Raw genomic sequence first — 19,231 nt, forward strand, 5'->3', positions numbered from 1 at the left:
CGCCCTACTTCCCGGCGGGAAGCGGCACCATGGCCGCGGCCGGGTCGAGAGCCGGGCCCTGCGGGATCGCGTGGATGATGCTCGCGGGCACGGGGGCGATGTCACCGGCGTCGTACCCCAGCCTGCCGAGCACGTCGGCCGACGGCACCTGGAAGCGCACCCCCTGGTCGGTGATCAGGGACAGCGCACTGCTCACCGCGCCGAGCTGGCCCTCACCGGGCAACACACCCGCCACCACCGCGCTGCCCGGCGGCAGCATGACCTGGTCGTACTGGCCCTGCACGGCCGAGCTCGACGGCGTCGGGATCGCGATCCTGCTGCCCACCGTCACCTTCACGACGACCGAGCCCGCCGCCGTCTTCGGATAGACCGCGCAGAGCGGGACGGTGCCGGGCACGCTGATCACCTTCGGCATGGTGGTCGGCAGGGTGGTGTCCATGATGGTCTGGCGCGACGGTGAGGCGTTGGCCGAGGCGGCGTCGATCGTGATCGCCTGCACCGGGCGCTTGCCGTACGCCTTCTTGCTGGCCGGATCCTCCAGCAGCAGCCGGGCCTGGACCTCGGTGATCGGCGCCAGCCCGTCGTCGAGCAGCACGTACCACCGGGCCGGGGTGCCCGGCAGCGCGGCCACCGTGAAGACCTGCCCGACCACCGCCGTCACCTTGCCCTCGGCCCGCACCTTCCTGCCGCGGCCCGGGACGTCGGGCGCCTTGAAGTCATGCCCGGCGGGCAGCGCGTTCAGCCACGCGGCCGGCACCTGCCGCGGCTGCGCGTTGAGCGCCCGCGCGCCCGCCGTGCTCACCCGCATGCGGCGGTCGCCCCAGATGAGCCAGCTGCCCTGGCCCGCCGTCACCACCATCGCGTCGCGGCCCACCTGCCGCCCGCCGACGTCCTGGCCGCCCACCAGCGTCGTGTACGACTTGCGCGTGCCCGCGCCGTCGACCACCTCCGTGACGCAAACCGACCACGGCGCCTTGACCAGCTTCTCCTTGGCCGGCAGCGCGTCGGGCGCGCCCGGGATGCCGATGACCGGCCCGCGCGGCAGCTCGGCCAGGGACGCTGAGGACACGCTCCGCGTGGTGAACCCCCCGGGGTCGAGCACCAGCCGCGCCGACACGTAGTTGGCCACCGGAAGCAGCCGCCGCTGCTGCTCGCTGTAGACGAACTTGGCGCCGCTCCCCTCCTCGATCAGCAGCTGGCCCGGGTCGGTCAGCTTGGTGGCGTTGCCCGGCCGCACCAGGCCCCAGATCCCGAACACGGCCATCACGAGGACGCCGACCAGGATGCCGCCGAACGTCGCGATGTTCTGCCGGCGCATCGGGGACTCGGGCACATCGGGCTCCGCCTGGAGGAGCGCCATGCCGAGCCGCTGCTGCATCAGGCGATGGGCTTGGTAGAGATCCTTGTTGGTCTGCACAGCACCTCCCCGGCTCGGAACCCGCGCATCAGCTTAGAGCGGTCGGTCGCGGCGCTCGAACGCGCTGTCGCACTCGCCGCACGGGGAGCAAGGGTGCCATCTGGTGAGCGCGATGACCAGATCTTTCGCTGACTGTTCACCGAAAGGCAGGTCAGGCGGGTGGTGAAGCTCAGCCGCCCTCCGGCAGGGCCGCCTGAAGAGGGACGATCGTGCCGGACGTCACCAGGAGGCCGCGGCCCGCCGGGCCGCTCGCCGTCCCGCGCGGGAGCCGGATCGAGAACAGGTCGCCGTCCGTCTGCCCCTGCACGCTGAGCAGCACGCCCGTACGCGACTTGCGCGCCTCCGCCACGAAACCCCGGTAGGCCACCGCCAGGTCGCCCGTCGAACCGGCGATCAGCAGCGCGTGGTCGCCGTCGCGGCCCGTCCTGATCACCTCCTCCAGGGCCGTGCCGAGCGGGCCGTCCGGGTTGACCAGCTCCGCGTCGTCCACCAGCACCACGTAGTGGTCGTGGCCGGCCACCACCTCAGGGAGGTCGGTGGCGTCCGCGTTCAGGACGGCCAGCGCGCCCTCCAGGTCGCGCAGCGGGCTGCGCCTGGGGGCGACGGCGACGACCGGGGTGCCGCGCGCGATCAGCGAGCGGGCGGCCGTCAGCAGCGCCGACGAGCGGCCGGAACGGGACGGGCCCGCGATCACCGCGCCCGGGCCGTGCGCCTGGAGGTCGAGGCCGAGCGGGGTGAGCGCGTCACCGCCCGCGCCGATCAGCGCCCACAGCGGCGACGGCGGCTCGAACGCCGGGTCGAGGGCCAGCGTCTGGGCGGCGGTGATCCGCATCGGCAGCGCGTCCACCCGCAACGGCGGCGCCCCGCCCCAGCGCCACGGCACCCTGCTCACGCCGAGCGCGTGCGAGACCCCGGCCCGCCTGCCCACCCCGTCACCGGCGGCGCCTTCCGCCTGGGGTGCTCGGGCGGCGCTTTCCGCCTGGGGTGCGCCGGTGGCTGCCGCGCGGGCCAGGGACTGGAGGGCCGCCACCTGGGCGGGGCCCGCCGGGTCGGCGGCCAGCAGGGCGATGTGGTGCTCCACGATCCCGTGCTCGCCCATCGACAGCGCCCGCCCCGGCGGCATGACGGCGGGCAGCCCCTTGAGTGGGAAGCCCGCCAGCCCGTAGTCCGCGTTGTCGGACAGCCGCAGCAGCAGCCGGTCGTCGAAGACCGTCGAGACCTGCCCGAGCAACCCCGACCGGTCGCTGCTGACCACGCCCCGCAGCCCCACCGCGGGCCCTTCCCTCAGGAGCTGGAGCACCGCCTCGATCAGCCGGCCGTAGTCGTAACCCTCGAAGGCCGCGACGAAGCCCTCCCAGCGGTCGAGCATGAACACCAGCCACGGCAGCCGGTGACCGGCCTGGCGGTACTCGGCCAGCGACGCGTGCCCGGCCTCCGCGAGGAGCTGCTGGCGCCGCCCGACCTCCGCGCGCAGCCGGGTGAGCAGCCGCTCCACCCGGTCGAGCTGGTCACGGGTGACCACCGCGCCGCAGTGCGGCAGCGCCATCAGCGGCAGCAGCGCGCCGGAGCCGCAGTCCACGGCGTGCAGGTGCACGTCCTCGGGGGAGGCGTGGGCGGCGATCGAGCCGGCGATGGTCCGCAGCGCCGTCGACCGGCCGCTGCGGGCCGCCCCGGCGATGAGCAGGTGACCGCCGTGCGCCACGTCGAGCGCCAGCGGGCGCCGGTCCTGCGCCCACGGCCGGTCGGTGATCCCGAACGGCAACGGCGCCACCTCGCCGAACGTCCCGCCGTCGGGGGGCTCGTCCGGGAGGTCCAGGACGAGGTGGGTCGGCAGGGGGTCCAGCCACGGGCTCGGCTGCTCGGGCACGCCCGCCAGCCTGGCGGCCTCGATGAGGGCGTCGGCGACGAGCGTCAGGTCGGTGGTCGAGGAGTCCTCCTCGTCCGCCTGCGGTGGCGGCGGCAACGGCCTCCCGAGCCCGCGCCAGTCCACATCGAGCACCCGCAACCGCCCACCACCCCCGGCACCGCCGGATGAGCCACCCGCGCTGCCGGATGAGCCGCCCACGCCGCCGGATGAGCCGCCCGCACCGCCCAAGGCGCCCGTACCGCCCAAGCCGGCCGCGCCACCCAAGCCGCCCGCGCCGCCGGAGCCGTTGCCGGTGGTCGGTGGGGGTGGGGCCGGGGTGCGGCCGCCGACGCGGGCCGTCTGTACGGCCACCGCCGCCCCGACCCCCGCCCGCACGTAACACCGTCCAGGCGTCGACTTGGAGATGTGCGCCGCGTCCGGCAGGTCGATGACGTCGGCGGACTCGGCGGGCTCGGTGACCCGCAACGCGATCCGCAGCGACGTGTTCGCCTGGATGTCGGCCGTGACGACCCCGGCGGGCCGCTGCGTGGCCAGGATGAGGTGGATGCCCAGCGACCGCCCGCGCCGCGCGATGTCCACGAGCCCGGTCACGAAGTCGGGCAGCTCGGCCACGAGCGCGGCGAACTCGTCGATGACCAGCACCAGCCGGGGCAGGCCAGGGCCGGTGTAGTCGTCGATGTCCTTGGCCCCGGCGGCCAGCAGCAGCCGCTCCCGCCGCCGCAGCTCGGCCGCGAGCGAGTCGAGGGCCCGCTGGGTGAGGTGCCCGTCGAGGTCGCTGACCATGCCGACGGTGTGCGGCAGCCGTACGCACTCCTTGAAGGCCGCCCCGCCCTTGTAGTCGATCAGCACGAACGTGAGCTGGTCGGGCCGGTTGGCGACGGCGAGCGAGCAGATGAGCGTCTGCAGCAGCTCGGACTTGCCGGCGCCGGTGGTGCCGGCGATGAGCCCGTGGGGGCCGTCGAGCCGGAGGTCGACGGTGAAGGGCCCGTCGGGCCCGACGCCGATCAGCGCTTCCGTGCTGCCCCGCTCGCCCCATCGGGCGGCCAGCTCGCGGCCGGAGGGCACGGGCATGCCCATGAGGTCGAGCAGGCGGGCGGAGTCGGGCAGGCTGCCGCCGGAGTCGTCCCTGCTGACGTCGCGGATGGGGGCGAGGGCTCTGGCGAGGCGGTCGCACCAGGCGGGGGAGACGAGGTCGCCGAGGAGGGGGCCGATGACGTCGAGGCCGCCGCCGCGCAGCCGGACGAGGCCGTCGGTGCCGCACTCGGCGACGGTCTGGCACTCTTCGGGCAGCAGCCGCTGGTCCTCGTCGATGGCGAGGGCGAACACGCCGCAGCGCGGCCCCTGCCGCAGCACCTGCGGCATGTTGGGCAGGCCGCGCAGCACCTGGGCGCCGTCGAGGATCACGAGCACGTCGTAGGGGCGGACGTCGTAGGAGGAGAACGCGGGTTTCTCGGGCCCGCCGAGGTCGTCCCAGCCGGTGGGGATCTTGCCGAGCTCGGGGATGGTGGTGTTCTGGCGCTCGTCGATGAGGGCGGCCAGCTCGGCGACCCGGCGGGCGGCGGCGTCGGGGTCGGCGCCGACGAGCGCCACGCACTCCTCGCCGGCGCGCGGCGCGCAGTGGGGCAGCCAGCGCATCCAGCCCCATTGCCGCTCGGCGTCGGGGTGCGCGGAGACGATCACGATGGCCAGGTCGCGTGGGCTGTGCAGGGTGGCGGCCTGCGCGATGAGCCAGCTCGCCAGCGAGGCGGCGGCGGCGCGGTGCCCGGTCACGCCGGCGACGCCGAGCCGCCGCATGGGCAGCGCGACGGGCACGGAGCGGCAGATGGGCGGGTCGATGCGGCCGCCCTGCTCCTCGGTCAGCTCCAGGCCGGCGGGCAGGTCGGCGAGCCCGACCCGCAGCCGCAGCGCGTCGGCGTCGTGGATGCGGCGCTCCCACAGCCGCCGGCGCGGGCCGGTGGCGGTCAGCAGCACCTGGGCGGGGTCGGGCGCGCCGTCCCTGCGTGCCGCCTCGTCGGCGGCGCGGGCGCGTTCGACGTCCTCCTCGTACGCCCGCAGCCGCTCCTGGTGCTCCTTGAGCGCCTTCTTGTGCTGCTTCCTGCCGTGGCGGCGGTCGCTCCACCACTGCCCGATCATGATGACGGGCGTCATGAGGGCGACGAGCAGGTAGTACGGCTGCTTGAGCGCGAACGCCAGGGTGACGCCGAGCACGGCGGGCAGGAACGCGGCCAGCAGTTGCAGGCGCATGCCCTCGTTCCTGCTCGGCTCCTTGGGCCGGACGAACGCGCGCTGGGGCTCGGGCCGCAGCAGCCGGGGCGGCCGGTTGTAGGCGACGCCGCCTTCCCCGCGCGGCGCCAGGTGGGCGTCCCTGGGCTCGATCGAGGTCAGCACGAACACGGAGGACCCGCAGGTCAGCACGGCCTGGTCGGGCCATTCGACGGGCTCGGTGAGCGGCCTGCCGTCGAGCTCGGGCACCTCTTCGTAGCCGGCGGCGAGTTCGGCGGCCTCCCGCGCGGCGGTGCGCGCGGTCAGCTCGGCGACCTCCTCGGCCCAGCGGCCCTTGAGCTTGAGCTTGGGCGTGTCGGCGGGCGGGTGCCAGGCCCGCTCGACGGTGATCGCGTCGGGTGTCACGCGTACGGTCACCGCCTCGGGCGGCAGCGCCGGGTCGCCGGCCGCGATCGCGCACATGGGGTCGGAGCCGATGACGTGCACGCCGAGCCCGAGCCGGTGCACCGCGCCGGCGGCGGGGCCGCCCACGACCCGTACCTCGGCAACCCCGCCGGGCTCCTCGACGACGGTCGCGCGGGCCAGGTGGGCCTCCAGCGTGACCTTGTCGCCGTCGCGCAGCACGGCGGCGACGGGGGCGAGCGGGTCGAGCGGGCGGCCGTCGCGCCACAGGGTGGGCGGCCCCATGTCGGAGCGTTCCGGCCGGCGCGGCCGGGGCACGCGGAGGCGGCCGTCGTCGTCCCCCGAAGTGTCGTAGGGAGCCCTGCCGTAGGGCGTTCGGGCCTTGGGCAGCCGGACGATCTCCGCGAGCGGGCCGTGGTCGCTGAGCTCCGCGCTGAGCCTGCCCACCGTGGCGCCGTCGTCGCCGTCGATCACGACGTCACGGTCGCCCTGCCCGCCGATCACGGTGAGCATGATCCGCATGGTGCCGTCTCCTCGGTCGACTTCGGGCGCCAAAGGTAGCGTCCGGAGCGCGGCGGGGTGCGCCGGTTGACGGCAACGGCATGGCACGCCGCGAGGCTGTGATTCCTGTGCCGCAAGTTGAAAAAGGTGCGACTAACCGGATATATGCGCATCCGTCAACTCGGTAGAAACAATAGGCATTGATTATTTCCGCTTGACGTCATGTCACCTGCGAAACAAGCATGGGTCCGCGAATTCCGCCTCCACCGCCCGGGCGATCACCACATAATGGCGTGAATTCCGCAATTCACATTCGGGAGCCCCCCACCCATGAGGACCAGTGAAAAGCAGCCTGCCCCCAACGCGGCGGCGGGGTTGTCCGGGCCGGCCTCGCGCAAGCTCCCCGTCCCGCCCAGAGAGCGCAAGCCGGCGCTGGCCGCGCTGGCCGTCCTGCTCATCCTGGGCGGCGCGCTGGCCACCACCGTGCTCGTGCTGAGCAGCGGCGACCGCGTCTCGGCCATCCGCTTCACCCAGCAGGTGGGCGCGGGCCAGCGGATCCCCAAAGAGGCGATCGAGGAAGTCAAGATCGCCGACACCGGCATCGGCTACGTCTCCTGGGCGCGGCGGCAGGAAGTGACCAACAGCTTCGCGACCGTCACGATCCTGCCGGGCACGCTGATGACCGACGCCATGGGCGCGAAGGCCAGCACCGAGCTGGGTGAAGGAAAGGCCACCGTCGGTTTGGCCCTCAAACCCGGCCAAATGCCCGCGGGCGTGCAGCAGGGCGACCGCGTCCAGGTGATATTCGTGCCGAGCCGGTCGAGTGAGGGAGAAAGCCGGGTGCTCGCCGCGAGCGCGCTCGTCTTCTCCGTCGGAGATCGCTCGAAAACCGGAAATTCCGGCCAGATCACCGTGGTCGTCGAGGCTCCGGCGGCACCCGAGATCGTGGCCGCCGCCTCCAGCGGGCAGATCGCGGTCGCCGAGCTCCCGGGGGCACGCTGACGTGGCGCTGATCGTACTGGCCGCCGACAAGGGCGCGCCCGGCGTGACCACGGCCGCCACGGCGCTCGCCGCGGTCTGGCCCCGTCCCGTGCTGCTGGCCGAATGCGACCCCGCCGGCGGCGACCTCGCCTACCGGCTGCCCGCCGCCGGCGGCGGCGTGCTCAACCCCGGAAAGGGGCTGCTCACGCTGGGCGCCACCGCGCGGCGCGGCCTGGAGGCCGCGCAGATCCACCAGCACACCCAGAAGATCGTCGGCGGGCTCGACGTGCTCGTGGGCCTCACCCACGGCGAGCAGGCCGCCGGCCTGACCTGGCTGTGGGGCCCCCTCGGCAGGTCGCTGGCCGCCATCCCCAACGCCGACGTGATCGCCGACTGCGGCCGCCTCGGCGCCCACCCGCAGCTCGCCGACCTCGTCGCCGAGTCCGAGCAGGTCGTGCTGCTCACCAGGGCCACCCTCGACCACGTGGCCCACCTCCGAGAGCGCCTCCAGATCACCAAGGCGCACGGCGTCGTCGTGATCGCCGACCCGCGCAACTACCGCGGCTCCATCGAGGACGTCCGCAGGATCGTCGGCCCGAGCGTGCAGTTCGTGCACGGCCTGGCCTACGACCCCAAGGGCGCCGAGCTGCTGCGCGGCCAGTGGGGCGGGCGGCTCGACCGCTCGCTGCTCATCCGCACGGCCCGCGACCTCGCCGCGAGGCTGGTGAGCCACCGATGATCGACCACGGGCTCGTCAAGCGCTTCCGCCAGGAGGTCGGCGACCGCCTGGCCCACCAGCGCCGCCTCGACCAGGCCGGCGGCCTGCCCCCGATGACCGGCGAGGACGAGCGCCAGTTCGCCAGGGCGCTGATCTCCCAGGTGCTGGAGGAGCACGCGCGCGGCGAGATCGGTCTCGGCCGCACGCCGCCCACCGTCGAGGAGGAAGAGGCGCTCGCGGCCGGCATCCACGCGGCCCTGTTCGGGGTGGGGCGGCTGCAGCCGCTGCTCGACGACGCCGAGGTGGAGAACATCGACATCAACGGCTGCGACCGGGTGTTCGTGAGCTACGCCGACGGCCAGGAGCTCATGCACGACCCGGTCGCCGACTCCGACGACGAGCTGATCGAGCTGATCCAGATCCTGGCGGCGTACTCGGGGCTGTCGAGCCGGCCGTTCGACACCGCCAACCCGCAGCTCGACCTGCGCCTGCCCGACGGCTCCCGGCTGAGCGCGGTCATGGACGTCACGGTCAGGCCGGCCGTGTCGATCCGCCGCGCCCGCCTGGGCAAGGTCTTCATGTCCGATCTCGTGGGCAACGGCACGATAAGTCCGGACGTCGGGCGGTTCCTCAAGGCGGCCGTCGCCGCCCGCAAGAACATCATGATCGCCGGGTCCACCAACGCCGGCAAGACCACCCTGCTGCGGGCCCTGGCCAACGAGATCCCGCCCGGCGAGCGCCTCATCACCGTCGAGCGCGCCCTGGAGCTGGGCCTCGACCAGTTCCCCGAGCTGCACCCCAACGTCGTCGCCTTCGAGCAGCGCCTGCCCAACTCCGAGGGCCAGGGCGAGATCTCCATGGCCGAGCTGGTCCGCCGCTCCCTGCGCATGAACCCCAGCCGCGTCATCGTCGGCGAGGTGCTCGGCGACGAGATCGTCACCATGCTCAACGCGATGACCCAGGGCAACGACGGCTCCCTGTCGACCATCCACGCCAACTCCAGCATGGAGGTCTTCAACCGCATCTCCACCTACGCCCTCCAGGCCGGCGAGCGCCTGCCCATCGACGCCACCCACATGCTCATCGCCGGCGCCATCGACTTCGTGGTCTTCATCGAGAAGCGCAACGACTACCACGTGGGCGGCCGGCTGCGCCGCTACGTCTCCAGCATCCGCGAGGTCAACGGCTGCGACGGCCGGGTCCTGTCCAGCGAGGTGTTCGTGCCGGGCCCCGACGGCGCCGCCGTCCCGCACGCCCCGATCTCCTGCCTGGAGGAGCTCGCCGCCCACGGCTACACCCCGGGAGGCTGGTGAGCGCCATGCCGTTCACGATCAACCCGCTGACACTGCTGGCCGGCGCGGCCGCGGGCGGCGGCGTGTTCCTGCTCATCCTGTCCCTGTACGGCCTGCGCCCCCGCCCCACCCGGCCCAAGAGCGACCTGATCAAGGCGCTGGGCACCAGGGGCGCCGTCGCGGCGGTCGCCGCCACCCTGGTCCTGATCATCACCCAATGGCCCGTCATGGCGGTCGGCACGGTGCTGCTCGTGTTCGCCTGGCGCGGGCTGGCGGGCGGCGCCGCCGAGGAACGCGCCGCGATGCGCCGCCTGGAAGGGCTGGCCGCCTGGACGGAGTCGCTGCGCGACACCATCGCCGGCGCCGCCGGGCTCGAACAGGCCATCCCGTCGTCCATCCGGGCCGCCGCGCCCATGCTCAGGCCGCACCTGCGGGCGCTGATCGACCGGCTGCACACCCGCATGGCGCTGCCGGAGGCGCTGGCCCGCTTCGCCGACGAGCTCGACGACCCCTCGGCCGACCTCGTCGTGGCCGCGCTCATCCTCAACTCCCGGCTGCGCGGCCCCGGCCTGCGCGACGTGCTCGGAGCGCTGGCCGTCTCGGCCCGCGAGGAGCTCGACATGCGCCGCCGCGTCGAGGCCGAGCGCCGCTCGACCAGGCGCAGCGTGCAGATCGTGGTGATCACCGCGCTGGCGTTCGCCGGGATCCTCGTGGTGTTCAACCCCGGATACGTCGCGGAGTACAAGGGCTACCTCGGCCAGGCCGTGCTGGTGGTCGTGGCCGGGCTGTTCGGTGCCGGGTTCGCGTGGATGCGCCGGCTGGCCAGGTTCGACAAGCCCACGCGGCTGCTCACGGGAGGGGGCGGCGGCGATGGCTGACGTCCTGGTGGAAGGAGGGACCGGTGGTTGAGAGCGCACTGGCGGGCGCGGCGCTCGGGCTCGGCCTGTTCGTGCTGCTGCGGGCGCTGTTCCCGGCCCGCCCCGGTCTGGTGGCGCGGCTGCTCGCGCTCGACGCCGTCCGCGAGGACACCGGCGCCCCCCGTATCCAGCTCCTGCTGCCCGACGAGGAGGTCAGCGCGTTCCGCCGCGGTCTCGGCGCCCGCCTGGCCCGCCTCTACGGCGCGCGCGGCTGGGAGGCCAGGTCGGCGAAATCGGACCTGGCCCTGCTCGGCCGCTCGTTCGAGGCGTTCCTGGCCACGAAGGTCCTGCTGGCGGTCAGCGGCCTGCTGGCCTTCCCGCTGCTGCTGGCCTGGCTGGTGCTCATGGAGTGGGGCGTCAACCTGGCGATCCCGTTCTGGAGCGCCGTGCTGGTGGCCCTCCTGTTCTTCTTCCTGCCGGATCTGCAGGTCAAGCGGGACGCGGCGGCCAAGCGCCGCGACTTCCGCCACGTCGTCGGAGCCTTCCTCGACCTCGTCTCCATGAACCTGGCCGGCGGCCGCGGCGTCCCCGAGGCGCTGATGATGGCCGTCTCGGTCAGCGGCGAGCAGCCCAACTGGGCGATGGGCCGCATCCGCGACGCCCTGCGCGGCGCCAGGATCGTCGGCATCACGCCGTGGCAGGCGCTCGGCCAGCTCGGCGAGGAGATCAACGTGGACGAGCTGCGCGACCTGTCCGCCGCGCTCGGCCTGGTGGCCGACGACGGCGCCAAAGTACGTGCCTCGCTCACGGCCAGGGCCGCCACGCTGCGCCGCCGTGAGCTGGCCGAGATCGAGGGCCGGGCGGGCGAGCGCTCGCAGTCGATGCTGGTGGCCCAGCTCCTGCTCTGCGCCGGCTTCGTGATCTTTCTCAGCTACCCCGCCGCGATGAAGATGTTGGGAGTCTCATGAACCACCCCTGGATCGTCTATCTCCGCGCGTACCTGGGCGACCGCGTCCACCGCGCCCGCACCGCGCCCACCAGGGGCGCCTCCGCCGTCGAATGGGTGATCATCACCGCGATCATCGCCGGCGTCGCGCTCGGCCTGGCCACCCTGATCAGGACCCTGGTCGAGCAGCAGCAGGGCAACCTCGAACAGAACTTCGGCGGTGACGGCGGCGGTGGCGGCGGTGGCGGCGCTCCGTGAGAGCCCGGCCGTCACGGGGCGAGCGGCGCGACGGTGATCGGGCCCGCCCTGCCCGTGAGCGCGGCGCGACGGTGATCGAGCTGGCCCTGCTCATGCCGGTGATCCTCGCGACCGTGCTGCTCATCGTGCAGGTCGCGCTCTGGTTCCACGCCCGTGAGGTGGCCGAGGCGGCGGCCAGGGAAGGCGCCCGCGTGGCCCGGGCCGCGCCGTTCGACTCCGGCGCCTGGCAGGGCGCGGCCACCGGCAAGGCCACGGAGATCATCCGGGCCATCGGGCCGCGGCTGCTGCGCGACGCCACCGCCACGACGTCCGAGAAGGAGCCCGACGAGCGCTTCGTCACCGTGACCGGCAGCGCCGTGCAGGTCATCCCGCTGCTGCCCGACCTGGCCTTCACCATCACCGCCACCGCCGGCGGGCCCGTCGAGTGCTTCCGCCCCGACAACGGCGGCGAGGACTGCACATGAACGAGCGGGGGTCGATGGCCGTGGAGACCGTCATGCTGGCCCCGGTCTTCCTGCTGTTCCTCATGTTCCTGGCCGGCGCCGGGGTGCTGGTGGAGTCGCAGGGGCGGGTCAACGGGGCCGCGCGCGACGCCGCCCGCGCCGCGTCCGTGCAGCGCACGCTCGACGACGCCGAAGCCGCCGCGAAGGCCATCACCACGAACGTGCTGGACGGGCGCTGCCGCACCTCGGCCGTCTCCCTCGACGGCTCCGCGTGGGAGGGCGGCGGCCAGGTCCAGGCCGAGGTGACCTGCGAGCTGGACCTCGCCTTCCTCGGCTTCGGCGGCACCAAACGGCTCACAGGCACCGCGGTGGTGCCGATCGAGCAGTTCAGGAGGGTCGAATGAGAGCCGGCGAGCGGGGCTCCATGTCGGTGTTCACCGTGCTGTTCTCCGTCGTCGTGTTCCTGCTGGCCGGGCTGCTGGTCGACGGCGGGTCCGCGATCAACGCCCGGCTGCGCGCCGCCGACGTGGCCGAGCAGGCCGCGCGGGCCGCCGCCGACGAGCTCGACGTCGACCACCTCCGCCAGACCGGCCAGACGCGGCTGCTCGGCGAGGCGCAGGTGTGCGCGCGGGCCGACGAGATCATCGCGGCCCAGGGCGGCGACGACGTGTCCGCCGGCGAGTGCGCGCTCGGCCAGGGGCAGGCGCAGGTCACGGTGACCGTGTCGGTGCGGTGGAAGGCGTTCTTCCTCAGCGCCATCGGCTTTCCCGGCTCCGCGATGACCGGCGCCGCCACCGCGGCCCCCGAGGCGAGGTAGCGCGGGCGGGCCCGAAGCGACATAGACCGAATCCCGCCACTCGATGGAAGCGGGACACCACAGCCACGACGCTGGACCGGGGAAAGGAGAGGCGATGCCGACGCGAGAGCCCGCGCGCCCGCCCGGACGTCACGTTCCCGTGCGCGTCCCCGCCAGGCGGCGCCCCGGCGACGTGCTCGCCGGGCTCGCCGCGCTGATCGTGCTGGTCGCGCTGGTGGGCGGCGTGCCGTACGCGCTGCTCACCTACGTCGGCCCGCCCGTCGCGCCCGAGCTGCTCGACCCCGCCGTGTGGGCCGGCAAGGTCGACTACACCACGATCATGGGCGTCCTGGTGCTGGTGGTGTGGGGCGCCTGGTTCCAGCTCTTCATGTGCGTGCTGGTCGAGGTGTACGCCGGCGTCCGCCGGGTCGGCATGCCCGCCCGCGTGCCGCTCTCCGGCGGGATGCAGCTGCTCGCCAACAAGCTCGTCTCGGCGGTGCTGCTGCTGTTCACGGCGGGCGCGATGGTGGCGCCGCTGGTGAAGCTCGCCCCGACGCCCGCCGCCCCGCCGGTGACGGCGGTCGCGTACTCGGCGCCGATCGTCGAGCAGACGCTGGAGACGCCCAAGACCAAGAAGGTGTACGTGGTGCAGCCGCCGCACGGCCGCCACCACGAGAGCCTGTGGGAGATCGCGGAGAAGTGCCTGGGCGACGGCCGCCGCTACCCCGAGATCTACCGGCTCAATCAGGCCAAGGAGCAGCCCGACGGCACCCGCCTGCGGATGGCCGACCTGATCAGGCCCGGCTGGGTGCTCGACATGCCGGACGACGCCCGGCACGTCCACATCGTGCCCGCCGACCAGCCGCGCGAGCAGACGCTGCGCGAGCACCCCGGCCGGGCGCACGTGGACCGGGGCTCCGGCGCCGCCGAGCGGGGCGAGGCGCGGCACCGCCAGCCCGATCAGCACCCGGATCGGCACCCGGATCGGCACTCTGACCAGCGCTCGGAGCAGCGGGGCGGCAAGCACGCCGGCCGGCAGGAGGACGAGACGCCGACGGACCGGCAGCCCGTCGTCATCACCGGGGGCCAGAGCGGCGAGCTGACCCAGTACCTCGCCGCCGCCTCCCTGGCCGCCGCCGGGCTGCTGCTCGTGCTGGCCAGGCGGCGCAGGGAGCAGCTCTGGCGGCGGCCGGCCGGGCGCCGGATCGCCCGGCCGCGCGACGACGCCGCCCAGGCCGAGCTCGCGCTCCGGCTCGGGAGCGACGCGCCGGGCGCCCGCGTCCTCGACGTGGGGCTGCGGATGCTCGGCGCCGAGCTGGCCGCCCAGCGCCGCACGCCGCCCGTCGTGTACGGGGCGCACCTGTCGGCCCGCTCGCTCGACCTGTGGATCCACCCGCCGGACGAGCACCCGCCCGCGCCGTGGACGGCGGCGGACGGCGGCCAGATCTGGCGCCTGCCCGCCCACGAGGCCCGCCTCCTGCCCGACCCGCGCAGCCGGCCGCCCGACGCCTTTGAGAGCCAGACCCGGCCGGCCAGTGCCGCTGAGAGCCGGACTCGGCCGCCCGGCGCCCATGAAAGCCCGACCCGACCGGCCGGCGCCGCCTTCCCTGATGGCCGTGCACGACCGGCCGCGTCCCCTGATGACCGGGCGCGACCGGCCTCGGCCACCCCTGCTGAGGCAGGGGGGCGGCCGGGTGGGGCACCGTATCGGCCGTACCTGCCGTATCAGGCGGGGCGGGCGGCGTCCGGGTCCGGCAAGATCCCGTACCCCGACATCCGGGCCCGGACGCCCGCACCTCCGCCACCGGACGCCGGTGCGCGTCCCGAGGAGGCGGCGCGGCCGGGCGGGGCGCCGTATCCCGGGCTGGTCTCGATCGGGACGGATGCCGCCGGGCGGGTGCTGATCGACCTGGAGGCCGCGCAGGGCCTGATCAACGTGCGCGGCGCCCACACCACCGCCGCCCTGGCCGCCCTCGCGGTCGAGCTGGCCACGAACCTGTGGTCGGACCGGATGCGCGTCACGCTCGTCGGGTTCGGCGGCGAGCTGACCGCCATCGCGCCGGGCCGGGTCAGGGCGGTCGGCAGCCTGGCCGAGGTGCTGCCCGAGCTGGAGGCCGGCGCGGCGCCGCGCGGCGAGGTGCTGACCGGCCGCATCACCGGCAGCCCGAGCCGCGCCCACTACCTGCTGTCGGCCGTGGCGCCGACGCACGAGGAGGCCCGCCGCCTGGCGCTGCTGGCCCGCCGCGACACCGCCGGGTACGTGGTGGCCGGCGAGGTCCCGCACGCCACCTGGACGCTGGAGATCGCCGACGACGGCCGGGCGCGGATCGCCGAGCTGGGCTTCGAGGTGGCCGCCCAGCTCCTGCCGCGCCGCCACTACCAGGCGCTGATCGACCTGTTCCGCACCGCCGGCCGGCTGGAGGGCGAGGCGATCCCCGAGCCGGAGCCGCTGGCGGGGCTGCACCCGCCGGCCGTCGAGATCAGGATCCTCGGCCCCGTGGAGATCGCCGGCCTGCCGCCGCTGGAGGAAGGCCGGATGGAACTGGCCACGGAGCTGCTGGTGTACCTGGCCACGCACGTGGGCGGCGTGCATCCCGTGGTGCTCGGCGGCGTGTTGTGGCCGCGCGGCGTGCAGGACCTGGTCAGGGACGCCACGATCGCCAGGGTCGCCCAGTGGCTGGGGCCCGAGCATCTGCTGACCGACGAGGCGGGTCGGCTGCGGCTGGGGCCCGGCGTGCGTACGGACTGGGCGTTGTTCCGCGAGCTCGTGCGCCGCTCGCAGGGCGACCCGACGGCCCGGGCCGTGCTGCTGGAGAAGGCGCTCGGCCTGGTGCGCGGCCCGCTGCTGGCGGCCCGCGGCCCCGGCCGGTACGCCTGGCTGACGGACGACGACCTGGAGTACGACGTGACCGCGGCCGTGGCCGACGCCGCCCACCACCTGTGCGAGCTGCGGCTCGCGCACGGCCAGCCGGACGCGGCGGTGGCCGCCGTACGGGCGGCGCTGCTGCTGGCCCCCGACGACGAGAGCCTGTGGCGGGACCTGCTGCGTGCCACGCACGCGACGCAGGACACGGTCCGCCTGCGCGCCGTCGTCGAGGGCCTGACCAGGCGGGCGGCCTCGCACCCGTACGGAGGCGCGATGGCCCCCGAGACCGAGGCGTTGATCGAGGAGCTGCTGCCCACGTGGCGCATCCATGTGGTGAGGGAGTCGTCGGCATGAGACGTGCGGTGATCATGGTGTGCGTGCTGCTCGCGGCGGGTTGTGCGGCCCCGGAGCGGCCGTACCGGCCGCAGGAGAGCGCTACGACGGCGAGTAGCACGCCCCGGGCGACGACCCGCGAGGCCGGCTTGCCGTCGGGGCCGGAGACGATCCAGGTGGCGGCGGGCCTGCGGGCCCGCGTCGAGTGGCCCGCGAACCCGGATCCGCTGCTCAAGGTCATGGTCGACCAGTACGTCGGCACCCGCAGGGCGGTGGTGGAGCGGCGGAGCGTCTACAAGGACGGTCTGGAGCTCGACGCCGCGGTGCAGGCCAGTGAGTGGGTGCAGTCGTTCGCGGACGCGCGGTGGTCGATGCGCGGGGTCGGGCGGCTGTACAACCTGCGGGTCAGCGCGCGCGTGGGCAAGGGCGCTCAGATCGACGCATGTGTGGACGAATCAGGGATCCGGATGGTCTCCACCCGTGACGGGCAGGCCATCAGACCCCAGCCAGAGTGGTTGCGCACCCCCTACGGCCAGAGTGTGGCCGCCCGCCGCGGCGACGACGGGGTGTGGCGCATCAGGACCTACGTCACCTCCAGAGAGAGATGCACCCGATGAAAGCCTGGCTCGCGGCCCTGTTGATGGCGCCGCTGCTCCTCGACCCGGTGGTCCCGGGCCCCGGCGACCAAACCACGCAGCAGAAGGAACAGTCCGGCAACACGGTGGGCTGGCGCGGCAAACACACCAGCATCAGGGTCAGCGGCGACGTCAGCGGCGGCAGCGGCGACGGCTACCGCATCCCGCGCCCGTGCTGGTACGAGCCGGGGCCGACCCCGGAGGAGATGCTGCGCCAGCGCAGCGAGGGCCGCGACGCGGCGAACCGGGCGCGCATTGACGAGGAGAGCTTCCAGGCGTTCATCCAGCAGTTCAAGGACAAGATCGGGCAGGACGGCCGCTGGTGGCTGCCCGGCCTGAACGAGGCCGACCCGAACGGCGTGGCCTGCTGGACGAACCTGGAGCAGTTCATCTTCGTGCCCACCGGCACCACGCCGCCCTCGGGCCTGACGATCGAGCAGCTCGCGCAGATCGCCCGCGCCGCGCTGACCGTGCCGGAGCCGACGATCAAGCTGAGCCCCGACGCCAAGAGCTACGTCAACCTGCCCACCTTCGTGTGGCTGGAGGGCGTGGGCGAGCCGCGCCGCACGGTCACGGCGGAGCTGCCGGGCGTCATGAGCGTGACCCTGGTGGCCACTCTCAAGAACATCGAGATCGACCCGGGGACGACGCGGGACCGGGCCGAGGTGACCGAGAGCGGCTGCGGGGCGGCCGGCAAGGCGTACACGAAGGGCGCGCCGTTCACCTGCGGCGTGCGATACCTGCGCGCGTCGATCGACCAGCCGCGCGAGAAGTACACGCTGACCGTGACCACCGTGTGGCCGGTGGAGGTGCAGGCGCAGGGCGGCGTGGTGCCGTTCCAGTTCGCGCCCGTGCAGCTGCAGACGGCGCGGGACGTGCCGGTCGGCGAGATCCAGAGCAACGTCACGGCGCCCCCCGGATGACCCTCAGGCGCCCGCCGGGTGACCCTCAGGCGCCCGCCGGGTGACCCTCAGGCGCCCGCCGGGTGACCCTCAGGCACCTGCCGGGTGATCCTCAGGTGGTGAGGACGGTGGTCAGCGGGGCCAGCTCCGGTTGTTCGGCGGCCTCGGCCAGCACCTCCTTCAGCACGGTGTCGTGCGTCGGCTGCGCGCGTTCCAGCAGCTCCCGGCCCGTCGGCGTGACCTCGGAGTAGATGCCGCGGCGGTCGTCCTCGCACAGGTAGCGGCGCAGCAGCCCGCGGTTCTCCAGCCGGGTCACCAGGCGCGTGGTGGCGCTCTGGCTGAGCACCACGGCCCTGGCGAGCTGCTGCATGCGCATGTGCCAGCCGTCCTGCCTGGCCAGCACGTCGAGCACGGTGTACTCGCTGACGCTCAGCTCGTGCTCCTTCTGCAGGGCCTTCTCCAGCCGGTCCTCGATCTTGGCGTGCAGCGCCGCGAGGGTGCGCCAGCCCTGCGCACGTGCCTCGACGGCGTCATCGGCTATGGGCATGTGGACAGCCTCCTCCGACATCGTTGTATTGTCAGTTAGTCGGCGTGTGCAAATAATGTGTACGCCTACTAACGTCGTCTGAGGAGAATTCTATGCCTCTCGCCCTGTTCGCCCTCGCGATCAGCGCCTTCGGCATCGGAACCACGGAGTTCATCATCAACGGGCTGCTGCCCGAGCTGGCCACGGACTTCGGCGTGACGATCCCGGCCGCCGGCCTGCTGGTCTCCGGGTACGCCCTGGGTGTGGCCGTCGGCGGGCCGCCGCTCACCATGCTCGGCGGCCGGCTGTCGCGCAAGACCATGCTGCTCGCCCTGATGGTGCTGTTCATCGCCGGCAACCTGCTGTCGGCGCTGGCCCCCTCGTACGGCGTGCTGATGGTCGGCCGCGTCCTGGCCGCCTTCGCCCACGGCGCCTACTTCGGGGTCGGCTCCGTCGTGGCCGCCGACCTGGTCGCCCCGCAGAAGCGGGCCAGTGCCATCGCCCTCATGTTCACCGGCCTGACGCTGGCCAACGTGCTCGGCGTGCCGCTCGGCACGTGGATCGGGCAGGCGGCCGGGTGGCGGGCCACGTTCTGGGTCGTCGTCGCCATCGGCGTCGTCGGCTTCGTGGGCGTGCTGACCCTCGTGCCGCGCCAGCCCCGGCCCGCGGGCGGCGGCCTGCTGCGCGAGCTCGCCACCTTCCGCAAGGCCGGCGTCTGGCTCGCGCTGGCCATGACCGTCTTCGGCTTCGCCCCGGTCTTCGCCGTCATCACGTTCATCGCGCCGATCATGACCGGCGTCGGCGGCTTCTCGCCCGGCGCGGTGCCGGTCGTGATGGCCGTCTTCGGCGTCGGGCTCGTCGTCGGCAACCTCATCGGCGGCAAGCTGGCCGACCGCGCCGTCATGCCCAGCATCTACGGCTCGGTCGGCCTGCTCACCCTGCTCGCCGTCGTCGTGGCGCTCGTCTCGGCCAGTCAGATCCCCTTCGTCGTGACGATCACGCTGTTCGGCGTGGCCGCCTTCGCGACCGTCCCGCCCCTGCAGACCCGCGTCCTGGACGCCGCCGCGGGCGCCCCCACCCTGGCCTCGGCCGCCAACATCGGCGCCTTCAACCTGGGCAACGCCATCGGCTCGTTCGCGGCCGGCCTCACCATCGACGCCGGTCTCGGCTACACCGCCCCCGCCTGGACGGCCGCCCTGCTCGGCCTGGTGGGGCTGGGCGTGGCGGGGGTCGCGGGGGTGCAGGCCCGGCGGCTCGTGCCCGCCTGA

The 19,231-nt window shown here is 73.9% G+C and carries 16 protein-coding genes; 13 read left to right on the forward strand and 3 right to left on the reverse strand.

Features of this window, described 5'->3' with window-relative positions:
- Positions 1-4: 4 nt before the first annotated feature.
- The gene (eccB, locus tag KIS93_RS38870) at positions 5-1,417 is read right to left on the reverse strand and encodes a type VII secretion protein EccB (RefSeq protein WP_186404648.1); all 1,413 of its coding nucleotides are present in this window, start codon (positions 1,415-1,417) and stop codon (positions 5-7) included.
- Positions 1,418-1,586: 169 nt separating this feature from the next.
- Positions 1,587-6,431, reverse strand: a complete 4,845-nt coding sequence (locus KIS93_RS38875) for an FtsK/SpoIIIE domain-containing protein (RefSeq protein WP_080042963.1) — start codon at positions 6,429-6,431, stop codon at positions 1,587-1,589.
- 309 nt (positions 6,432-6,740) lie between these two features.
- On the opposite strand from KIS93_RS38875, the gene KIS93_RS38880 reads away from it, so the two are divergent.
- The 12 genes from KIS93_RS38880 (at position 6,741) to KIS93_RS38935 (ending at position 17,458) form a co-directional block, all read left to right on the forward strand.
- Positions 6,741-7,412 (forward strand): CpaB family protein, encoded by a 672-nt coding sequence (locus tag KIS93_RS38880; protein ID WP_080042962.1) that lies wholly within the window; start codon positions 6,741-6,743, stop codon positions 7,410-7,412.
- Position 7,413: 1 nt separating this feature from the next.
- Entirely contained in the window at positions 7,414-8,130 is a 717-nt protein-coding gene (locus KIS93_RS38885; protein WP_080042961.1) for a CpaE/TadZ family protein, read from the forward strand.
- Positions 8,127-9,422, forward strand: a complete 1,296-nt coding sequence (locus KIS93_RS38890) for a TadA family conjugal transfer-associated ATPase (protein ID WP_080042960.1) — start codon at positions 8,127-8,129, stop codon at positions 9,420-9,422. Before KIS93_RS38885 ends, KIS93_RS38890 begins: the two co-directional genes overlap by 4 nt.
- A 5-nt stretch (positions 9,423-9,427) precedes the next feature.
- Complete coding sequence (locus KIS93_RS38895; RefSeq protein WP_080047261.1) at positions 9,428-10,279, forward strand: type II secretion system F family protein; 852 nt, start codon at positions 9,428-9,430, stop codon at positions 10,277-10,279.
- A 23-nt stretch (positions 10,280-10,302) separates the two neighbouring features.
- Positions 10,303-11,226 carry a type II secretion system F family protein gene (locus KIS93_RS38900; protein ID WP_080042959.1) on the forward strand — a complete coding sequence of 308 codons (924 nt, stop codon included), beginning with the start codon at positions 10,303-10,305 and terminating at the stop codon, positions 11,224-11,226.
- Complete coding sequence (locus KIS93_RS38905) at positions 11,223-11,462, forward strand: hypothetical protein (RefSeq protein ID WP_080042958.1); 240 nt, start codon at positions 11,223-11,225, stop codon at positions 11,460-11,462. Before KIS93_RS38900 ends, KIS93_RS38905 begins: the two co-directional genes overlap by 4 nt.
- Positions 11,459-11,926 carry a TadE/TadG family type IV pilus assembly protein gene (locus tag KIS93_RS38910; RefSeq protein WP_230465596.1) on the forward strand — a complete coding sequence of 156 codons (468 nt, stop codon included), beginning with the start codon at positions 11,459-11,461 and terminating at the stop codon, positions 11,924-11,926. Before KIS93_RS38905 ends, KIS93_RS38910 begins: the two co-directional genes overlap by 4 nt.
- Positions 11,923-12,309: a TadE/TadG family type IV pilus assembly protein gene (locus KIS93_RS38915; protein WP_080042957.1), complete on the forward strand. Its 387-nt coding sequence runs from the start codon at positions 11,923-11,925 to the stop codon at positions 12,307-12,309. Before KIS93_RS38910 ends, KIS93_RS38915 begins: the two co-directional genes overlap by 4 nt.
- Entirely contained in the window at positions 12,306-12,722 is a 417-nt protein-coding gene (locus tag KIS93_RS38920) for a pilus assembly protein TadG-related protein (protein ID WP_230465595.1), read from the forward strand. The genes KIS93_RS38915 and KIS93_RS38920 overlap by 4 nt, the downstream gene beginning before the upstream one ends.
- A gap of 94 nt (positions 12,723-12,816) precedes the next feature.
- The gene (locus tag KIS93_RS66015; protein ID WP_230465594.1) at positions 12,817-15,921 is read left to right on the forward strand and encodes a BTAD domain-containing putative transcriptional regulator; all 3,105 of its coding nucleotides are present in this window, start codon (positions 12,817-12,819) and stop codon (positions 15,919-15,921) included.
- Positions 15,918-16,517: a hypothetical protein gene (locus KIS93_RS38930; protein WP_155128561.1), complete on the forward strand. Its 600-nt coding sequence runs from the start codon at positions 15,918-15,920 to the stop codon at positions 16,515-16,517. The genes KIS93_RS66015 and KIS93_RS38930 overlap by 4 nt, the downstream gene beginning before the upstream one ends.
- A complete protein-coding gene (locus KIS93_RS38935; protein ID WP_230465593.1) occupies positions 16,514-17,458 on the forward strand; it encodes a hypothetical protein in 945 nt (314 codons plus the stop codon). The genes KIS93_RS38930 and KIS93_RS38935 overlap by 4 nt, the downstream gene beginning before the upstream one ends.
- Positions 17,459-17,549: 91 nt before the next feature.
- On the opposite strand, the gene KIS93_RS38940 is transcribed toward KIS93_RS38935, so the two are convergent.
- Positions 17,550-17,984 carry a MarR family winged helix-turn-helix transcriptional regulator gene (locus KIS93_RS38940; RefSeq protein WP_080042954.1) on the reverse strand — a complete coding sequence of 145 codons (435 nt, stop codon included), beginning with the start codon at positions 17,982-17,984 and terminating at the stop codon, positions 17,550-17,552.
- 92 nt (positions 17,985-18,076) lie between these two features.
- Between KIS93_RS38940 and KIS93_RS38945 the strand changes: the two genes are divergently transcribed.
- Entirely contained in the window at positions 18,077-19,231 is a 1,155-nt protein-coding gene (locus KIS93_RS38945; protein ID WP_080042953.1) for an MFS transporter, read from the forward strand.

Origin of the sequence: [Actinomadura] parvosata subsp. kistnae (assembly GCF_900323885.1) — a bacterium.
In the GTDB taxonomy this organism is placed as follows: domain Bacteria; phylum Actinomycetota; class Actinomycetes; order Streptosporangiales; family Streptosporangiaceae; genus Nonomuraea; species Nonomuraea composti.